Source organism: Pseudoalteromonas sp. 23_GOM-1509m (assembly GCF_000518425.1).
Classification (GTDB): Bacteria; Pseudomonadota; Gammaproteobacteria; order Enterobacterales; family Alteromonadaceae; genus Pseudoalteromonas; species Pseudoalteromonas tetraodonis.
In genome coordinates, this window is sequence record NZ_JADO01000017.1 from 74,704 (window position 1) to 93,814 (window position 19,111).

The following is a 19,111-nucleotide window of genomic DNA, read 5'->3' on the forward strand; positions in this document are numbered from 1 at the left end:
ATTCATATTATTAATAATCGGTATAACTAGTTGCCTAACTGGATGGATTTTAATCTATGCACAAAAGCTTTATAATCGGCAGATAGAATACTATAAGTATTGGGTTATGGTGTGTTTAGTAAACACCACCGAATACTTTAACGTCACCAAGAGGGCAATACTGTGCTACAAGAATATCGTAAACACGTAGAAGAACGTGCCGCGTTAGGTATCGTACCAGCGCCATTAGATGCTCAGCAGACGGCTGATCTTATTGAGCTAATTAAAACGCCACCGGCAGGTGAAGAAGAGTTCATCCTAGAACTACTGATCAACCGCGTACCACCAGGTGTTGATGATGCAGCCTACATTAAAGCAGGATTTTTAGCGGCTGTTGCTAAAGGTGAAGCTGTTTCTCCGTTGATTTCTAAAGAAAAAGCAGCTGAGTTACTAGGTACTATGCTCGGTGGCTACAATATTGCGCCAATGGTTGAACTACTTGATGACGAAGCGTTAGCGCCAATTGTAGTAAAAGGCCTTTCGAACACATTATTAATGTTTGATGCGTTCTACGATGTAGAAGAAAAAGCAAAAGCAGGTAATGCATACGCCAAGCAAATTATAGAGTCTTGGGCTGCGGCAGAATGGTTTATCAATAAGCCAGCCGTTGCTGAAAAAATCTCTGTTACGGTATTTAAAGTCACTGGCGAGACAAACACCGATGATTTATCACCAGCACCAGATGCATGGTCACGTCCTGATATTCCGCTTCATGCATTAGCCATGCTTAAAAATGAGCGTGATGGTATTAACCCTGACAAAGACGGTGAAGTAGGTCCAATCACTCAGCTTGAAGAATTAAAAACTAAAGGCTTACCACTTGCTTACGTAGGTGACGTTGTTGGTACAGGCTCTTCGCGTAAGTCTGCAACAAACTCTGTGCTTTGGTTTATGGGGGATGATATCCCATTCGTACCAAACAAGCGCGTGGGTGGTGTATGTTTAGGTAACAAGATTGCGCCTATTTTTTTCAATACAATGGAAGACTCGGGTGCGTTACCAATCGAATTAAATGTTGATGAATTCAACATGGGTGACCAAATCGACATCTACCCTTATGAAGGTGTTGTGAAACGTCATGGTACTGATGATGTGATCTCTACATTTGAACTTAAATCAGAGGTAATTTTAGACGAAGTTCGTGCTGGTGGTCGTATTCCATTGATCATTGGTCGTGGTCTTACAGACAAAGCACGTACATCATTAGGTTTAGGCGCAACTGACGTATTTAAAGTACCAGCAGTGACTGAAGTATCAGACAAAGGCTTTACGCTTGCGCAAAAAATGGTTGGTAAAGCATGTAACGTTGCCGGTATTCGCCCAGGCCAATACTGTGAACCTAAAATGACCACGGTTGGCTCGCAAGATACAACAGGTCCTATGACGCGTGATGAGCTTAAAGACTTAGCCTGTTTAGGTTTCTCTGCAGATTTAACAATGCAGTCTTTTTGTCATACATCGGCTTACCCTAAGCCAATCGATGTAAACACGCACCATACGCTTCCTGATTTTATTATGAATCGTGGCGGTGTATCGCTTCGCCCTGGTGACGGTGTAATTCATTCATGGTTAAACCGTATGTTATTACCAGATACCGTAGGTACGGGTGGTGATTCACATACACGTTTCCCATTAGGTATTTCATTCCCAGCAGGTTCGGGGGCGGTAGCGTTCGCAGCTGCAACGGGTGTAATGCCACTAGATATGCCTGAATCAATTTTGGTTCGTTTTAAAGGTGAAATGCAACCGGGTATCACTTTACGTGACCTTGTACATGCTATCCCTTATTTTGGTATCAAAGAAGGCCTATTAACGGTTGAGAAGAAAGGTAAAATCAACGAATTCTCTGGTCGCATACTAGAAATTGAAGGGGTTGAGCACTTAACGGTTGAGCAAGCGTTTGAGCTATCCGATGCATCTGCAGAGCGTTCAGCTGCTGGCTGTACTGTTAAGCTTTCTAAAGAGTCTATCAGCGAATACCTTGAGTCTAATATTGTTATGCTTAAGTGGATGATTTCTGAAGGTTACGGCGATGTACGTACGATTGAACGTCGTGTTACTGCAATGCAAGACTGGTTAGCAAACCCAGAACTAATGGAAGCTGATAAAGACGCAGAGTACAAACACGTACTTGAAATCGACCTTGCTGAGATTAAAGAGCCAGTACTGTGTGCGCCAAATGATCCTGATGATGCACGCCTACTTTCTGATGTGACAGGCGAGAAAATCGATGAAGTATTTATCGGTTCTTGTATGACTAATATTGGTCACTTCCGTGCTGCAGGTAAATTACTCGATGGCTTTAAAGGGCGTATTCCAACACAGCTTTGGGTTGCTCCACCAACGAAAATGGATAAAGACCAACTTACAGACGAAGGTTACTACGGTATTTTTGGTCGTGTTGGTGCACGTATTGAAACGCCAGGGTGTTCACTGTGTATGGGTAACCAAGCACGTGTTGCGGACAAAGCAACGGTCGTGTCTACTTCTACACGTAACTTCCCTAACCGTTTAGGTACAGGGGCAAACGTATTCTTAGCATCAGCAGAGCTGGCAGCAGTAGCGGCAATTTTAGGTAAATTACCTACACCCGCTGAGTACCAAGAATATGCAGCGAAGATCAATGCAACGGCAGCAGATACCTACCGTTACTTGAACTTCCACCGTATGCCTCAGTACACTAAAAAGGCAGACAACGTAATTATTCAGCAAGCTGTATAATTTATAGAGTGTGTTTAAAAAACTCGCTTCGGCGGGTTTTTTATTGTCCAAATAAAATATTAGATAGATAATGCTTAATTCGTTACATGATTGTATTAACTTTCGTTAAATGTCGTCATTGATATGGTTAATAAAGCAAAAAATCCTCTCTACATGCATTAAAATCCTCGACAATATTATCATTATTATAAGCAGGATTTTATGACCGCATTAAACAACCAGAATTTACTGCAACTTCGTTTTATTAACCAAGCCAATATTGATTTGGTTAAGCCTTCTTTTGATAACTTACCTGCAAATCCTTATGCAGATGGTGCGTTTCGTAAACGCCGTTATTCAGTGGTTAAATTACAAAATGGTGAGCTTAATCTTCAAGCGACCAAAGCGTTTGTGCAAGACGATTCAATTAATACCTTTCAAGGTAATGTTGAGCGTACTTACGAAAACTTAGAGCAAAGCTTGCTTGAGTCTGAGGGTATGAAAAGCATTGTTAGCGAATTTGCAGCGATCACCGGCATTGACGCAGAGCGTGATATTGAAATTCACCAATTTAGAATGCTTGCCATTGATAGCGATACGCCAGCAGCTCCAGAAGGTGTGCATCAAGATGGGTTTGACCATGTGTGTGTATGTGGTGTTTCTCATGAAAATTTAGAAGGTGGTGAGCTATTGGTTTATGAAAACCAACAAGCTGAACCGTGTTTTAAAATGGAAATAAAAGACGGCATGTTTGCACTAATTAATGACCGTCAGGTATGGCATAACGCCACACCAATGAACAAAATTGATGCTAACAAACCAGGTTACCTGGATTGCTTTGTACTAACTGCTTAAGAGAAATAAAATGAATTTAATGCAATTGCGCGCGCAATTTCCTGCTTTAATGCAAACTGTTGATGGCAAGTCACCGGTGTTTTTAGATGGGCCAGGTGGCTCACAAGTACCCCAGTCGGTACTCAGTGCCATGACCGCTTATTTAGGGCATTACAATTCAAACTTGGGCGGTGCGTTTTTCTCAAGTGACAAAACGGTTGAGCTGATGGCGAATGCGCGTCAAGCGGCGGCTGATTTGTTAAATGCGCCCAGTGCACAAAATATTGTGTTTGGCCCTAATATGACTAGCCTAACATTTAGCTTTAGCCGAGCAATTTCACGCAATTGGCAAGCAGGTGATGAAATTATAGTGACCAATGCTGATCATTTTTCAAATGTATCGTCTTGGCAGCAAGCCGCTGAAGATAAGGGCGTTGTGGTTAATACTGCACTGGTTAATGAAGCCGACTGCAGTTTAGATATGGCGCATTTTGAAAGCCTATTAAACAGTAATACTAAATTAGTTGCCGTTACGTATGCCTCAAACACCACGGGATCTATTAACGACATTAAACGTATTATAGAGCTTGCTCATAATGTGGGTGCGTTGGTGTATGTTGATGCGGTGCATTATGCGCCACATGAACTGATTGATGTACAAGCGTTAGATTGCGACTTTTTAGCTTGTTCTGCATATAAGTTTTTTGGCCCGCACTTAGGCATGGTTTATGGTAAAACTGAGCACTTAGAAGGGTTTACACCTTATAAAGTAGAGCCAGCAAAAGATGTTGCACCAGGTCGCTGGGAAACCGGCACACAAAGTTTTGAGGCACTTGCAGGCTTTATTGCGGCGGTTGATTACATAGCGGCGATTAGCGAACTTGATGACAGTCACTCACGCCGAGAAAAATTACGTGTTGCGTTTGCTAAAACAAAACAACATGAAATGGCATTGAGTGAATACTTTTTAACGCGTCTAGTTAACTACCCAAAAATTAAGTTGTTTGGTATAGACGATTTAGAGCGTTTGAGTGAGCGTACCCCTACGTTCGCACTGACCTTTGAAGGGTTAGAGCCTCGCCAAGTGTCTGAATTTTTGGGTAAACAACATGTATGTGTCTGGGATGGTAATTTTTACGCCCAAGGTTTATGCAAACAACTGGGTGTGCTTGATAAGGGCGGCGTAGTACGCATTGGTTGTATGCACTACAACACCATTGAAGAGATGGACACTTTGTTTGACTTGTTTGATGAGCTGATTTGAAGCTGTCAGCTATAAGCCGTCAGCTTTCAGTTTAATGCAAATACTTGACAGTAGTCAGCAGTTAGTTAATTTCTGACCGCTGACCGCTGACCGCTGACCGCTGACCGCTGACCGCTGACCGCTGACCGCTGACCGCTGACCGCTTTAGCTTTGTGGCGTTCCATAAATTTGCTCTGCTCGATTAAACAAAACCCATGAGGTTAAAATATACTTATCGTTTGATACTGGCTTATTGCCTCTATGTGTATGGGTAAAGTAGCCTGGGGCAACCACCATACTGCCTTTTTTAGGGGCTATTTTACGATTTTGATAATAAAACTCGGTTTCTCCGCCTTCTTCAACATCATTTAAATAAAACATAAATAACAACACCCGATGCAGTGCTTCATTATGCTGTAGCTGCGGATACACCTCACTGTGCCAATACGGATAACCGCCTTTATTTACTTCGTATTTTTGCGCTTGAATATTACCGAGTCTAAAAATTTGCTGCACCAATAAGGGGAGTTGTGGTTTACCTACCTCGTCATAGTTGGCGTGAGTTAAATCAACCGGTTGTCCTGTTTTTGGGTGATATACCTTTAAACCAAATGCCCCAATCATCATAAAAATATGTTCTTCAATGTAGTTGAAAACATACTGTGCAGTGGTTTGTTGAATATGTTTTAATTGTTCTGCGTATTCAGGATGATTGTTTAAGTATAAGTCGTGGCTATCTTTTTTATTAAGATCAACACCGCCCGATGTCATCCCTTGTTTAATATGCGGGCTTTGAGAAAAGGTAGTGATAAAGTTATCGCAAAATTCATTACTGAGCGCGTTGTCATACACGCGGATAAAGTCCGTCATGAGTTACCTGTTTAATTATTATTGGATTATTATGTTTACTGAAAAAGTGATGCCGCGTTTTAGCGAAACGGATGCACTCGGACACATCAACAATACCGTACTCCCCGTATGGTTTGAAGCGGCCCGAGTACCTATTTTTAAATTTTTTACGCCAGATCTAAATCCACACAACTGGAAGTTAATAATTGCTAAAGTTGAAGTGTCGTTTGTTGGCGAACTATTTTATGCCCATGAGGTGACAATTAACACCAGCATAGAGCAAATTGGCAATAGTTCATTTGTGATCCGCCAAGAAGCATGGCAGCAAGATAAGTGCTGCGCCATTGGTAAAACGGTGATGGTACGTTATGACTTTGTTAGTAAAACAAAGCAACCACTTTCGACTGATGAAAAAGCCGCATTAACACAGCACCTTGTAGCAGTTAGTTAATCGCAGCTTAACTATGACAAGCAGGATGTTTAGTTAAATATTGCCCCAAGGCAATGACTTGTTTTTCAGTAAAGCGCAGCCCAAGCTTTGTTCGTCGCCAAAGTATATCTGCGCTGGTTCTTGCCCATTCATGGTTTACTAAGTAATCAACTTCTTGCGCATACAGACCATGACCAAAGTGATAACCTAAATCGCCGATTGCTTGGCTGTTCCCCAGTAATTGATAACTAAGCGTGCCATAGCTGCGAACCATACGTTTTAAGGTGTCGATTGCCAGCCAAGGGTAGCTGCTTTCTAACTGTGCGCTAAGGTATGCTTGGTTACTAAAGTCACCGCCTGGTAAAGGGGCATCTTTCGTCCATGAGCCACTCATTTGTGGGTAAAAAGGCGCTAACTTATTAACGGCGTTTTCTGCAAGCTTTCGATAGGTAGTAATTTTACCACCAAACACACTTAATAAAGCGGCATGTTCGGTGTCGTTGCTTAATATCAGCTTGTAATCACGGGTCACCGCTTGAGCATCTGTTGATTTGTCATCTAATAGTGGCCGCACCCCACTAAAGCTGTGCACAATATCGGCCGCGCTTATTGTGTTTTTAAAGTAATGGTTAGTGATACTGATGAGATACTGTATTTCTTGCTCACTAATTTTTACATCAGCAATATCGCCGGTGTACTCTTCATCAGTGGTGCCAATCAGTGAGTAATCTTGCTCATAAGGAATGACAAATACAATGCGGTTATCTTCATTTTGTAAAATATAGGCAACTGGCTCATTGTGAAGTCGGGGCACTACAATATGACTGCCTTTCACAAGGCGAATAGTGTGCGGTGTGGGCTGGGTAAATACATCTTCAAATAATGACGCGACCCATGGGCCTGCGGCATTTACAACACTTTTTGCCTTTATATTTAGGTGCTGCTTGCTGGCTTGTTGCTCTAAAATCACATCCCAATAATCTGCGTTACGCGTTGCTTTAATGCAGCGGGTGCGTGTTGCAATGGTGGCGCCTAAATTATGCGCCGCTTGGGCGTTTAAAATCACTAAACGCGCGTCATCAACCCACCCATCAGCGTATTCAAAGCCATGGGTTATACTGTTGTTAAGTACACTATTGCTGTCAAATTTAATCGCTTTTGAGGCGGGTAAGGTGTCACGTTTTGCTAGGTGATCGTAAATAAATAACCCCACACGAATCATCCAAGAAGGACGTAAGTGTGCTTGGTGCGGTAGCCTAAAAGAAAGCGGCCACATAATATGCGGCGCTTTTTTTAATAGCACTTCACGTTCACGTAATGCCTCTCTTACCAATCTAAATTGATAATTCTCTAAATAGCGCAGCCCGCCATGAATAAGCTTACTGCTATTAGAGGAAGTGGCTGAGGCTAAATCGTTTTGCTCACACAAAAATACTTTTAAACCGCGACCACTGGCATCGGCAGCAATGCCAGCGCCGTTAATACCGCCGCCAATAATGAGTAAGTCATATTCGTTGTCGTGTGCGCTCATAGATTTTACTCACTCTCGCCGTCAGTGCTATTAGAAAGTCTAACTTGTGCAATGCAATGTAGCCACTTTGCATATAAATCGTTGCGCTCTTCACTGCTCATGGTTGGTTCAAAGCGACGATCGCTTTTCCACATGCTGGCAAGCTGCGCTGTAGATTTATATATCCCAGTTTGCAAACCGGCTAAGTAAGCAACCCCTAACGAAGTGGTTTCGGTTAGAGTAGGGCGCTCAACGCTTGCGCCTAAAATATTGGCTAAAAACGCCATTGCCCAATTATTGTTTGCCATGCCGCCATCAACTCTTAGAATACTAGGGCGGAGTCCGTCGCCTTCCATGGCTTTTTGTAGATCTTTGGTTTGATAACCCACCGACTGCAAGGCAGCTGCAACAATAGTGCTAATGCCTGAGTCTCGGGTTAGGCCCAAAATTGCGCCTCGGGCATTTGCATCCCAATAGGGCGCACCTAAGCCTGTAAACGAGGGAACCAAGAATACCCCATGATCCAAGGGAACATCTTTGACGAGAGCTTCACTTTCTCCCGCGTTTTCTAATAACTTTAAGCCTTCTACTATCCACTGCATGGTGGCACCAGCCATAAAAATACTGCCTTCAATCGCATAGGTGGGTTTGCCGTTGAGCCGATACGCAAGAGTGGTTAATAAACGATTATTTGATTTTAGTGCTTTATCACCAGTGTTAAGCATTAAAAAGCAGCCCGTTCCGTAAGTACTTTTTGCCATTCCTTCTTCAAAACAAGCTTGACCAATTAAGGCGGCTTGTTGATCGCCTGCTATACCGCAAATTGGAATTTCACCACCAAATAGCTCGCTTGCAGTCACCCCAAAGTCAGCCGCTGAGTCCATAACCTCAGGTAGCATCGACGCTGGAATATCAAATAAGGCGAGTAAGTCTTCATCCCAGCATTGCTGATGAATGTTAAACAGTAATGTACGAGAGGCATTGGTAGCATCGGTTTTGTGAGCTTCACCGTTAGTGAGTTGCCATAGCAAGTAGGTATCTATCGTACCAAATGCTAGTTCACCTGCGTGTGCTTGCTCTTTAGCGCCTTTGACGTTATCTAAAATCCAACGAATTTTGGTTGCAGAAAAGTAAGGATCGAGCACTAAACCGGTTTTATCATTCACCATTTGTGTATGCCCTGCATGACGTAAACTATCGCAATATTCACTGGTGCGTCGGTCTTGCCACACAATCGCATTGTAGATAGGTTGCCCGGTTTTTTTATTCCACACTAAGGTGGTTTCTCGTTGGTTAGCAATGCCAATGGTAATAATGTCGGCGGCAGTGACTTGTTGCTGCGATAATACGTTTTTAACGCTACTTAATACGGTTTGCCAAATATCTACAGGGTCATGTTCAACCCAACCATTTTTCACAAAGTGTTGAGGGAAGGTTTGTTGAGCCGTGTCAAAAACCTCGGCATCTTTAGTGTATAAAATAGCTCGAGAGCTTGTCGTTCCTTGGTCAATCGAGAGTATGTATTTAGACATAAAAAATAGTGTTGTTTAATTTAGATAAAGACAGCTTGTCTTTAAGCTAAACGAATAGCAATGCTTTTGCACCATAATGGTTAAAATTATAGATGAGCGAAAGGTAGGAGAGGGAGGTGAAAACTCAATTCTGGCGCCTACAATTTAATAGGCGCCAAATAACAACAATTAATTAGCATCCGTTAATTGTTGATGTAGCCAATCTTTTAATACCATTCTGTCGTGTTTTAACTGCTGCATGGCTTCGTCATCTATGGGTGAGTCTTGTAGCTCAAGTACTCGAATTTCTTTATCGATTTCATTGTATTGTTTTGCTTTGGTTGCAAAGTTTTCATCGTTTGCATTAAGTTTTGCAATAGTTTGCGTGTAATCAGGAAAATCTTTAGTTAATGAATGGTCTTCGCCTAACATAGGTTACTCCTTAAATGGCTGTTGCATAATGCACGTCACGTTATATAAAAATGATCAGTGACTTGGGGTGTCCCCATACAACAGAGCTTGGGCTGATCTAAAATAAATCAACCGTTATTGGTTGTTAGTGTGTCTATTTATGTTTGCTGGGCTGCAAAACACTGACACCTGCAAAGGCTTCAGTTAGAATATGCCTGCGACAGGCCCTAATTACTTTGAGTACTTTATTACATGCTTTTAATGATCGATAACTATGACTCGTTCACCTATAACTTGGTACAGTATTTTCAGCGCTTAGATCAAGACGTGTTGGTAAAACGTAACGACCAAATAACGCTGAGTGAGATCAAACAGTTAAACCCAGATCATATTGTGATTTCTCCAGGGCCTAAAAACCCGACTGAAGCGGGAGTGTCGTTATCTGTGGTAGAGCAGTTTAAAGGAGTTTATCCTATATTAGGTATTTGTTTGGGGCACCAAACCATTGCTCAAGTGCTAGGTGGTAAAGTAGTGCGAGCTAAACAGGTTATGCATGGAAAAACATCGCCTATTTATCATCAGCACCAAGGCATGTTTAAGGGCCTACCTAATCCACTTACGGTGTGCCGCTACCATTCATTAATTGTTGAAGCGCACTCATTGCCAAAGGAGTTAGAAGTAACAGCATGGACTCAAAGCATCGCTGGGCAGCGTGATGAAATTATGGGATTATTACATAACGAGCTCGCACTTGAAGGTGTGCAATTTCACCCTGAAGCGATTTTGACCGAGCAGGGCTTAGCTTTACTTGATAACTTTTTAACGCGCTTCTAGGCTTATACCTGCAAGCTATTTACTTTTTGCCCTAAGATAGAGCTTATGACCGACATATTGCAGCAACAGCGTATTGTTAATGTGCTAAACCAACGAGCGCATGATTTGCTACTGGGTCATAGTTTTGCCAATCAGCAAATTGGCTTTATTCATACCTTAGATCTTAATGACGGCAAACCCGTTAAAAAACGCACCTTATTAGAAGTAGAAGTAGCTGCGCAGCAAAAGCGCCAACAAAAAAGCTCTTCACATCAAAAGTTACAGGCTAAAACCAGTCAAAAACTCCATACCGTTATTGAAAGCGTGATTGCTAAACGTCTTGAAGACATCGATTTTGTGATTAAAGACACCATTGGCATAGAAGATAACGTGTGCGCCATACTCGATATACTGGCTACTCGCGCCGCCTCGGTTGGCCGTTTAGAGCCACTAATTAACGATTTAAGTTGGTTGGGGCGAGAACTAGTTACCTTAGTTAATTTACCCTTTTATCGTAAGCAGCGCAGTAAAACCACCTCAGTAAAAGTAGACTCGCCTGCATTAGCATTGCGTTATGTAGGCTTAGATAATTTACAGCTGGTAGTGCCTACTTTTGCTGTGCGTCATTGGATGCCACATAGCACAGAACCATTCACGTTATTAAAACGCAGGTTAAAAGACAACACCATGTCGTGTGCCATTGCAGCGCAAACGCTTGCCCAGCTTAACGGGGTAAACCCAATGCATGCGTTTACATTGGGCATGTTACTTAATGTAGGGCAAATTGCTTTAGTGCGCTTATACCTAAAAGTGTTTGATCAGGTATGGCAGCGCAAAGTACTGCGTGCTCGTGAAGAAGGTGATAAAAACCTACACACCGCGCTATTAGAGCTAAAACCAGATCCGTTATTTTTAACAACACTGCTACACGAAAAATCACTGCTTGTCAGCGCCAAGGTCATAGAAACCATGTCGTTCAAATATTTGCCCTTTAACAGTGTTATGCAGCAGTTAGTGAATGGGGTTGAAAAGGGCGATAGTTTATTGCCATTATCGCAAGTGATTTTAAAGGCTCGCTGTTATTCTCAATATTTAAATTTAAAAGAGCACCAGCTGATTGAAGACGATGAATTACAAAGCTGGTTTAGCTATTATCAGTTCACTAAAAAAGAGTTAGATACCCTAAAAACAGGTAATTTTACTAATTTGGCACTTCAAATTGATTAAATCTGTTAATTTTTTTGCGACTATTCATTCACTTTAATTCTACTTATTCATGTGCAGTTGATTTATAAGCGCCATGCTTTTTTCGTTGTAGAGGCGCTCACTAAGGTAAATGCACATCATAATTAGCTCTCAAATAGTTATTCACTATCTATGAAATAATATCTTAAGCCCTTTATTTTAAAGGGGTACATGAAAGTTTTTGAAGAGACATCCCCCTAAATTTCTGAAATAATGAGCGCCTGAAAATTGAACCACAACGTAGTTTCAGGCAAATATACAGCTATTAATTTTTGCCGGCACATTTGGTTATTAACAATAATCACACCCCTATTCTACTGCTTTGTGATGCACACAATTAAGAGGAAATAAAATGACAGTCAATCGCGAATTATTTGATCACGTAATGGTTCCTAACTACGCACCTTCAAGCGTAATTCCTGTTCGAGGCGAAGGCTCTCGTGTATGGGATCAACAAGGACGAGAGTTTATCGACTTTGCTGGTGGTATTGCCGTTAACTGTCTTGGCCATTGCCATCCTGCATTAGTGGGCGCATTAAAAGAGCAAGGCGAAAAAATTTGGCATTTATCAAATGTAATGACCAACGAGCCGGCACTTCGCCTAGCTAAAAAAATGGTTGATGCGACCTTTGCTGAAAAAGTTTACTTTGCAAACTCAGGCGCAGAAGCAAACGAAGCGGCACTTAAATTGGCGCGTCGTTTTGCGCTTGATAAATTTGGCGCAGAAAAATCGCAAATCATCGCCTTTAATAAAGGTTTCCATGGCCGTACATTCTTCACCGTTACTGTAGGCGGTCAAGCAGCCTATTCAGATGGTTTTGGTCCTAAGCCAGGCGACATTGTTCATTGTGATTACAATGACCTTGCCGCATTTGAAGCACTGATCAGCGATAACACCTGTGCGGTAATGATGGAGCCAATTCAAGGTGAAGGCGGTATTATTTCGCCAACTGACGAATTTGCACAGGGCGTTCGCGATTTATGTACTAAACACAACGCACTGCTTATTTTTGATGAAGTACAATCAGGTGTTGGCCGTACAGGTGAGCTATACGCATACCAAGGTTTAAATGTAGTGCCTGATATTTTAACTTCAGCAAAAGCTCTCGGTGGCGGTTTCCCAATTGGCGCTATGCTAACAACCACTGAAATTGCACAGCACCTCAAAGTAGGTACTCATGGTTCTACTTACGGTGGTAATCCACTAGCGTGTGCGGTTGCAGAAGCTGCATTTGATACTGTAAATAACCCAGAAGTTTTAGCGGGCGTTAAAGCAAAGTCGGCGTTATTTACTGAGCTATTAAATGCCATTAACGACAAGTACAACGTATTTAGTGAAATTCGTGGCCAAGGTTTATTAATTGGTGCTGTGGTAAACGAGCAATACAAAGGCCGTGCAAAAGAGTTTTTAGTTGCCGGTACTGAGCATGGCTTAATGTCATTGGTTGCTGGTGCTGATGTGGTTCGTTTCACACCTTCTTTAGTAATACCAGAAGCAGATATTCGCGAAGGTATGGCACGCTTTGAAAAAGCAGTAGCCCACGTTGTAAATGCGTAATTGCTAATTCAACTTCTTTAGGGGCAAACGTAGTTTGCCTTGCAGTTCCTATTTACCGTTATATATAAGGGAGTAAGCGGATTCATGATGATCCTTCGCCCAATCCAAAAAAGTGATTATGCAGCTTTAGTAACCATCGCCGACGAGTCGGGACATGGCTTTACTTCTTTGCCTAATAATGAAGAGTTATTACAAAAGAAGATAGCGCATTCAGTTAACTCATTTACAAAAACGACATCACAACCAGGTGATGAGGGTTACTTATTTGTTCTTGAAGATACTGAAACTGGTGAAGTAGTCGGTACTTCAGGTATTGAAGCCGCAGTTGGCTTAGATGACGCATTTTATCATTATCATTTGAGTAAAGTGATTCACTCTTCGCGCACGCTAGATGTGTATAAAGCGGTAGATATTCTCACCCTTTGTAATGACTACACTGGGGCGACAGAGCTGTGCACACTGTTTTTAAAAAACGGCTATCGTAAAAATTGTAACGGTAAGCTGCTTTCAAAAGCACGTTTTATGTTTATAAAACAGCATCAACAACGCTTTGCACAAACCGTTATTGCAGAAATGCGCGGTGTATCTGACGAAAACGGTAGTAGCCCATTTTGGCAGTGGCTTGAAGAGCACTTTTTCTCTATGGACTTCCCAACGGCAGATTATCTGACGGGAATAGGGCAAAAAGTATTTATTGCTGAGCTTATGCCTAAATACCCAATTTACGTCAACTTATTGAGTAAAGACGCGCAAGCGGTTATAGGTCAAGTGCATGACAATACGCGCCCTGCAATTCAACTATTAAAAAGTGAAGGTTTTACTTTTAATGGTTACGTTGACATTTTTGATGCGGGCCCAACCGTTGAAGCAAAAGTAGATAACATTGCGACAATTCGCAATGCACAAAACTTTAGCGTTGAAATTGGCGAAATGACAGGCGATACCATGGTGTTGTTAGCCAATGACAAACTTGAAGACTTTAGAGCAACAGTAGCGCCAATGGCATTTGACGAGCGATCAAACAGCCTAGTGCTTACGCAAGAACTTGCTGATGCATTACATTTGAAATCGGGCGATTTTGTTACTGCTACCCCAGTTTAATTTAGGAGAAAGTATATGACTCATCCTGCACAATTTATTAATGGTCAATGGTCACCAGGCCAAGGCACAGAATTTAACTCAGTTAACCCTGCAAATAACGATGTTATTTGGCAGGCATCAGCTGCAAGCGCTGAGCAAGTAGATAGCGCCGTAGCCTCTGCGCGTGAAGCATTTTATAGCTGGGCTGATAAAAGCTTTGCGCAGCGCTTAGAAATTGTAAAAACCTTTGCTGCAACGTTAAAAGAGCATAGCGAAGAGTTGGCTGTGGCAATAGCTCAAGAAACAGGTAAGCCACTTTGGGAAACGCGTACTGAAGCGGGTGCCATGGTCGGAAAAATTGCCATTGCTGAAAAAGCATTTTTAGAGCGTACCGGCGACGTTGAAAACGCGATGCCGCAAGGCCGTGCGATGATCCGCCATAAGCCACACGGTGTTGTTGCTGTATTTGGTCCTTATAACTTCCCTGGGCATTTACCAAATGGCCACATTGTACCTGCACTTTTAGCTGGTAATACCGTGGTATTTAAACCCTCTGAACTAACACCTATGGTGGCTGAGCTAACCCTTAAACTATGGGAAAAAGCCGGTTTACCAGCAGGGGTTATTAACCTTGTACAAGGTGAAGTTGAAACAGGTAAAGCACTGGCGTCACACAAAGGCATTGATGGTTTATTCTTTACAGGTTCTTCTCGTACGGGTCATATTTTACATGAGCAGTTCGCAGGTCAACCAGGTAAGATTTTAGCGCTTGAAATGGGTGGTAATAATCCGCTAATCGTTAAAGATGCAGAAGATACGCTTGCTGTTGTGCACGATATTGTGCAATCTGCGTTTATCTCAAGCGGCCAACGCTGTACGTGTGCGCGTAAATTGTTTTTACCAACAGGTGCTAAAGGCGATGAAATTTTAGCACGCCTAATTACAGCCACTAAAGCAATCAAAGTTGGTAATTATGACGATGCTGACCAACCATTTATGGGCTCTATGATTTCAACAGCCGCTGCCGCTGGAATGGTTAAAGCACAAGATGAGTTAAAGGCCATGGGTGGCGAAGTGCTGGTTGAGCTTGAGCACACAGCAAACACTGGTTTTGTTACACCGGGTATTATTGAGTGTACAAATATCAATGACTTCCCAGATGAAGAGCATTTTGGTCCGCTTCTAAAAGTATTCCGTTTTGATGACTTTGACCAAGCAATTGATAAAGCAAACGACACGAGCTTTGGTTTATCAGCAGGCCTACTAAGTGATAACCAAGCCGATTACGATCATTTCTTACGTCGTATCCGTGCGGGGATTGTTAACTGGAACCGTCCTATTACCGGTGCATCAAGTGCAGCGCCGTTTGGCGGTATTGGTGCCTCAGGTAACCACAGAGCAAGCGCTTATTATGCCGCTGACTACTGTGCATACCCTGTTGCGTCTGTGGAACTTGAAAAAGTAACCATGCCAGCAACACTAAGCCCAGGTTTAAAAATCGATTAACTGATTTTTAAACTAGTAATAAATCACTAAAAAAGCAGCTTCGGCTGCTTTTTTTGTACTGCAATCTCACAAAGCTAGCAATTATCAGTGCTTTCTGCTTAAATTAAGCAACCAGTATTTTTGAGGTAAGTAGACAATGGTTTTAAACAGGCAAGGGTACGATGACTTAATAATGTACCTAACTCAGAACTTAGCGTTGTTTGAAAAACCAGGTGAAATAAAGCCAGGTGCACCAACGGTTATTGAGTTAATTGAAGATGTAATTGCCGAAAATGTCATACGCATTTGTCAACAACACCCCGATCTATCTACAGAGCAGCGTAGTCAAATTGTACGCGAAGTTGATGGCATTGTTTACGACTTACAAGAAGTACTCAGCAGTGTGACTTCTCACACCGTCACAGTCGAACAGCATGCTTTTATTGATGAGTTTGCAGGGCTAGTCAAAAACTTATTTGATAACGCTATTAGTTAATATTTCCCCCTTTAAAACCACGCTTTATTCGCTATTTAATTTTAAATGCGCGCGAGTGTCTGCGTGTAATGAATATAAATTATTGAGATAAAACAATGCAAGCAAATGTAAAATGGGTTGAAGGTAATACTTACATCGGTCGCTCTAGCAGTAATCATAATGTCGTGTTTGATGCGGGCAGTGACGGAGCAGCACCTAGCCCAATGGAAATGGTATTGATGTCGGTTGGTGGTTGTTCATCGGTTGATGTGGTGAGTATTTTAAAAAAAACTAAGCAAGAGTTCTCATCAGTAGATGTGCAGTTAACCGCTGAACGAGCAGAAACAGCCCCGCGCGTGTTCACCAAAATTAATTTACACTTTGTTGTAACCGGTAATAATGTGTCTGAAAAGCACCTAGAAAGAGCGGTTTCGCTTTCGGCAGAAAAGTATTGTTCAGTTGCATTAATGCTTGATAAAACAGTAGAAATTACCCACAGCCATGAAGTTGTTCAAGATCAGGGAAAATAACGCTTTTTCCGTGAGTAAAATTCGTATAAAATCCGCGAACTTTTCATTCTGCAGGTGCAGATTTCACTAATTTATAGGTTGGTTTATATGAACAAACCCTTCGATAAACTTAAACTTCATGGCTTTAATAATTTAACTAAAAGCCTAAGCTTTAGTATTTACGATATTTGCTATGCAAAAACAGAGCAACAACGTAAAGAATATATAGAATATATCGATGAGCAGTATAGTGCAGATAGACTAACCGACATTTTAGGTGATGTGGTTGATATTATTGGTGCCAATATTTTAAATATTGCACGTCAAGATTACGAGCCACAAGGTGCCAGCGTAACTATTTTGGTTTCAGAAGAGCCGGTAGAAGAGCAGCAAAATTATGATGCTGACGAAGCACCAGGGCCGTTACCTGACTCAGTGGTTGCACACCTTGATAAAAGCCACATTTGTGTTCACACGTACCCTGAAGCACACCCTGATGATGGTATTTGTACTTTCCGTGCTGATATTGAAGTATCAACCTGTGGCATTATTTCGCCACTTAAAGCGTTAAACTTCTTAATCCATAGCCTTGAGTCTGATGTGGTTACAATTGACTACCGTGTACGTGGCTTTACCCGTGATATTAACGGCGTTAAACATTACATTGACCATGCAATTAACTCGATTCAAAACTTCATGACAGAAGATACTAAAGAAGCGTACCAAATGATGGACGTGAACGTGTATCAAGAAAACCTGTTTCATACCAAAATGATGTTAAAAGAAACCGATTTAAATACGTATTTATTTGGTTTATCTACTGATGATTTGTCAGATGACGAAGAAGAAGAGATTCGCTCAAAACTAACACGTGAAATGCAAGAAATATTCTATGGTCGTAATCTGCCAGATACAGAATAATAGCAACGCATTAAATAAAAAATGGCGCTCACTGAGCGCCATTTTTGTATGTGTTGTTTAATGCTACTTAACGAGTAACAACTCGGTTTGTCGGCCATTTAGATACCACACACCGGTTTTATCAAACAGGGCGTCTTCTTCTAGCATTATTCTTATTTCTTTATTCCACGGCTTTATAAACACCGCATTGTTAAGCTCAATAGAATAAGCGGTATTTAAATGCAGTGGGTAATCGCCATCACCCGGCACACCTTGCTGTGAATCCCACATGCCTAATGTCGTGCCAGCTGCATGGCCATGATAGCCAAGCGGGTGCGTATAAATAGTGGGTTTTAAACCTTGTGCAATGGCTTTTTCGCGGGCGGCTTTTAATACCTGATTACCCGTTTTACCAGCTGTAAATTCAGCCGTAAAAATGTCCTGTAGCTTATTACCCTTTTTTAACGCATCAACAAGGTAATCAGGGGCTTTTGTCTCGCCTGGTTTTAAAACATACGCATGTTGTTGAGTGTCGGTATTTAGGCGTAAATACGTAATACCAAAATCAACATGCAGTAAATCGCCAGCTTGAATAACATTGTCGGCATAGCCATTGGTAAAACTGTCTTCGTGGTCGAACGATTTACTGTCGGCGCGTTGTATTGCAATACTTGGGTGAAACCACGTTTGCAGTTTAAGCTCCCTTACGCGCTCTCTAAACCACCATACTAAGTCGTCGCTGGTTGTTTTGCCCACCGTAATTACTTTATTTGAAAAGCCCTCAGCAATAATAGAATGAGCAATAGCAACAATGTGTTTGTACATGTCCACTTCTTCTGGAATGCGTTGCTCTAACCATGCAACAGCCAGCGGCTCGGCTGAGATTATTTTATTTTTATATGTCGCAGGTAAGTTGGCCATTAAAGTGGTGTAATCGCCATGCACTAAGCCATCAGCGTGTGCCCAGTCTGTAGATGTATTGAGAGCAATATTTCGCGGTTGGTATTGCTCAATAAGCTCATTAAGGGCAAGCCACTGATTGGGCTGGGCTTGCTTGTCCCATACCTTTTTAAACACATTCCCTATTTTATAAGGCGCAATAGCAAAAGCATCTACAGCCCCTGAGGCATTGCGTGCTAGCACTAAAATGGTGGTGCGTCTTGCCGACAACCACGTTGCTGGCAGCATGGTTTTTAATATCGGATCTTCATTATATTCGCGGCTTATCATTAGCCACATATCTATATTGTGTTGCTGCATTAATGTGGGTAATAACGTATTGATGCGTTTTTCGGTAATGCTATCGATAAACGCGGCCCTGTCTTTCATTGATAAAATAGTCGGGGACTCAGCGGCTTTAATTACAGGGCTAAGAAGTATGAGTATAAAGGCTAATAAAAAAACGCATTTATTGTTTTGCATAGTTGGCTTATTTTTAGGCGAATATATAAGCTAACATCTCACAAGCAATACGATAAAAAAATCATTTGCGATAAACCGCAGGCACAAAAAAGCCCAG

General features: G+C 41.9%; 17 protein-coding genes. 12 read left to right on the forward strand and 5 right to left on the reverse strand.

From position 1 onward, the window contains the following. The first annotated feature begins 162 nt into the window (after positions 1–162). The 3 genes from acnB to N523_RS0108145 all read left to right on the forward strand — a co-directional run bounded on the left by acnB (position 163) and on the right by N523_RS0108145 (position 4,837). Positions 163–2,760: a bifunctional aconitate hydratase 2/2-methylisocitrate dehydratase gene (gene acnB, locus N523_RS0108135; RefSeq protein ID WP_028835937.1), complete on the forward strand. Its 2,598-nt coding sequence runs from the start codon at positions 163–165 to the stop codon at positions 2,758–2,760. Between the two features lie 201 nt (positions 2,761–2,961). After that, a complete protein-coding gene (locus N523_RS0108140; RefSeq protein WP_013463817.1) occupies positions 2,962–3,594 on the forward strand; it encodes a 2OG-Fe dioxygenase family protein in 633 nt (210 codons plus the stop codon). Positions 3,595–3,604: 10 nt separating this feature from the next. Next, complete coding sequence (locus tag N523_RS0108145) at positions 3,605–4,837, forward strand: cysteine desulfurase-like protein (RefSeq protein WP_028835938.1); 1,233 nt, start codon at positions 3,605–3,607, stop codon at positions 4,835–4,837. A gap of 144 nt (positions 4,838–4,981) precedes the next feature. Here the strand turns inward: N523_RS0108145 and N523_RS0108150 are convergent, their stop codons facing one another. Further along, positions 4,982–5,686 (reverse strand): 2OG-Fe(II) oxygenase, encoded by a 705-nt coding sequence (locus N523_RS0108150; RefSeq protein ID WP_024602232.1) that lies wholly within the window; start codon positions 5,684–5,686, stop codon positions 4,982–4,984. A 31-nt stretch (positions 5,687–5,717) separates the two neighbouring features. On the opposite strand from N523_RS0108150, the gene N523_RS0108155 reads away from it, so the two are divergent. Beyond that, entirely contained in the window at positions 5,718–6,116 is a 399-nt protein-coding gene (locus N523_RS0108155; protein WP_024602231.1) for an acyl-CoA thioesterase, read from the forward strand. 7 nt (positions 6,117–6,123) lie between these two features. On the opposite strand, the gene glpD is transcribed toward N523_RS0108155, so the two are convergent. The 3 genes from glpD to N523_RS0108170 all read right to left on the reverse strand — a co-directional run bounded on the left by glpD (position 6,124) and on the right by N523_RS0108170 (position 9,548). Beyond that, complete coding sequence (glpD, locus tag N523_RS0108160; RefSeq protein ID WP_028835939.1) at positions 6,124–7,626, reverse strand: glycerol-3-phosphate dehydrogenase; 1,503 nt, start codon at positions 7,624–7,626, stop codon at positions 6,124–6,126. A gap of 5 nt (positions 7,627–7,631) precedes the next feature. Next, the gene (gene glpK / locus N523_RS0108165; protein WP_036951021.1) at positions 7,632–9,137 is read right to left on the reverse strand and encodes a glycerol kinase GlpK; all 1,506 of its coding nucleotides are present in this window, start codon (positions 9,135–9,137) and stop codon (positions 7,632–7,634) included. A 168-nt stretch (positions 9,138–9,305) separates the two neighbouring features. After that, the gene (locus tag N523_RS0108170; RefSeq protein ID WP_013463823.1) at positions 9,306–9,548 is read right to left on the reverse strand and encodes a YdcH family protein; all 243 of its coding nucleotides are present in this window, start codon (positions 9,546–9,548) and stop codon (positions 9,306–9,308) included. A 231-nt stretch (positions 9,549–9,779) separates the two neighbouring features. Between N523_RS0108170 and N523_RS0108175 the strand changes: the two genes are divergently transcribed. From N523_RS0108175 to speD, 8 genes are all read left to right on the forward strand, one after another. Then, positions 9,780–10,361 (forward strand): anthranilate synthase component II, encoded by a 582-nt coding sequence (locus N523_RS0108175; protein ID WP_013463824.1) that lies wholly within the window; start codon positions 9,780–9,782, stop codon positions 10,359–10,361. A 45-nt stretch (positions 10,362–10,406) separates the two neighbouring features. Then, positions 10,407–11,567 (forward strand): HDOD domain-containing protein, encoded by a 1,161-nt coding sequence (locus N523_RS0108180; RefSeq protein ID WP_028835941.1) that lies wholly within the window; start codon positions 10,407–10,409, stop codon positions 11,565–11,567. A 370-nt stretch (positions 11,568–11,937) separates the two neighbouring features. After that, positions 11,938–13,143 carry an aspartate aminotransferase family protein gene (locus N523_RS0108185; RefSeq protein ID WP_013463826.1) on the forward strand — a complete coding sequence of 402 codons (1,206 nt, stop codon included), beginning with the start codon at positions 11,938–11,940 and terminating at the stop codon, positions 13,141–13,143. A gap of 84 nt (positions 13,144–13,227) precedes the next feature. After that, on the forward strand, positions 13,228–14,244 hold the full coding sequence (gene astA, locus N523_RS0108190) for an arginine N-succinyltransferase (protein WP_028835942.1): 1,017 nt from the start codon (positions 13,228–13,230) through the stop codon (positions 14,242–14,244). 15 nt (positions 14,245–14,259) lie between these two features. Continuing rightward, positions 14,260–15,729 (forward strand): succinylglutamate-semialdehyde dehydrogenase, encoded by a 1,470-nt coding sequence (gene astD, locus N523_RS0108195; protein WP_024602227.1) that lies wholly within the window; start codon positions 14,260–14,262, stop codon positions 15,727–15,729. A 136-nt stretch (positions 15,730–15,865) separates the two neighbouring features. After that, a complete protein-coding gene (locus N523_RS0108200) occupies positions 15,866–16,204 on the forward strand; it encodes a DUF3802 family protein (protein WP_013463829.1) in 339 nt (112 codons plus the stop codon). A gap of 95 nt (positions 16,205–16,299) precedes the next feature. After that, positions 16,300–16,713 (forward strand): OsmC family protein, encoded by a 414-nt coding sequence (locus N523_RS0108205; RefSeq protein WP_028835943.1) that lies wholly within the window; start codon positions 16,300–16,302, stop codon positions 16,711–16,713. A gap of 87 nt (positions 16,714–16,800) precedes the next feature. Continuing rightward, positions 16,801–17,613, forward strand: a complete 813-nt coding sequence (gene speD, locus N523_RS0108210) for an adenosylmethionine decarboxylase (RefSeq protein ID WP_013463831.1) — start codon at positions 16,801–16,803, stop codon at positions 17,611–17,613. Positions 17,614–17,676: 63 nt separating this feature from the next. Here speD and N523_RS0108215 read toward each other — a convergent pair whose 3' ends face one another. After that, on the reverse strand, positions 17,677–19,014 hold the full coding sequence (locus tag N523_RS0108215) for a M24 family metallopeptidase (RefSeq protein WP_028835944.1): 1,338 nt from the start codon (positions 19,012–19,014) through the stop codon (positions 17,677–17,679). Positions 19,015–19,111 lie beyond the last annotated feature (97 nt).

Coding starts and splice junctions, on each gene's coding strand:
- N523_RS0108175 (WP_013463824.1), top strand. CDS start 9,780: ATGCTTTTAATGATCGATAACTATGACTCGTTCACCTATAACTTGGTA.
- astD (WP_024602227.1), top strand. CDS start 14,260: ATGACTCATCCTGCACAATTTATTAATGGTCAATGGTCACCAGGCCAA.
- N523_RS0108150 (WP_024602232.1), bottom strand. CDS start 5,686: ATGACGGACTTTATCCGCGTGTATGACAACGCGCTCAGTAATGAATTT.
- N523_RS0108200 (WP_013463829.1), top strand. CDS start 15,866: ATGGTTTTAAACAGGCAAGGGTACGATGACTTAATAATGTACCTAACT.
- astA (WP_028835942.1), top strand. CDS start 13,228: ATGATGATCCTTCGCCCAATCCAAAAAAGTGATTATGCAGCTTTAGTA.
- glpD (WP_028835939.1), bottom strand. CDS start 7,626: ATGAGCGCACACGACAACGAATATGACTTACTCATTATTGGCGGCGGT.
- N523_RS0108205 (WP_028835943.1), top strand. CDS start 16,300: ATGCAAGCAAATGTAAAATGGGTTGAAGGTAATACTTACATCGGTCGC.
- N523_RS0108215 (WP_028835944.1), bottom strand. CDS start 19,014: ATGCAAAACAATAAATGCGTTTTTTTATTAGCCTTTATACTCATACTT.
- N523_RS0108155 (WP_024602231.1), top strand. CDS start 5,718: ATGTTTACTGAAAAAGTGATGCCGCGTTTTAGCGAAACGGATGCACTC.
- N523_RS0108170 (WP_013463823.1), bottom strand. CDS start 9,548: ATGTTAGGCGAAGACCATTCATTAACTAAAGATTTTCCTGATTACACG.
- glpK (WP_036951021.1), bottom strand. CDS start 9,137: ATGTCTAAATACATACTCTCGATTGACCAAGGAACGACAAGCTCTCGA.
- N523_RS0108140 (WP_013463817.1), top strand. CDS start 2,962: ATGACCGCATTAAACAACCAGAATTTACTGCAACTTCGTTTTATTAAC.
- N523_RS0108145 (WP_028835938.1), top strand. CDS start 3,605: ATGAATTTAATGCAATTGCGCGCGCAATTTCCTGCTTTAATGCAAACT.
- N523_RS0108185 (WP_013463826.1), top strand. CDS start 11,938: ATGACAGTCAATCGCGAATTATTTGATCACGTAATGGTTCCTAACTAC.
- speD (WP_013463831.1), top strand. CDS start 16,801: ATGAACAAACCCTTCGATAAACTTAAACTTCATGGCTTTAATAATTTA.
- N523_RS0108180 (WP_028835941.1), top strand. CDS start 10,407: ATGACCGACATATTGCAGCAACAGCGTATTGTTAATGTGCTAAACCAA.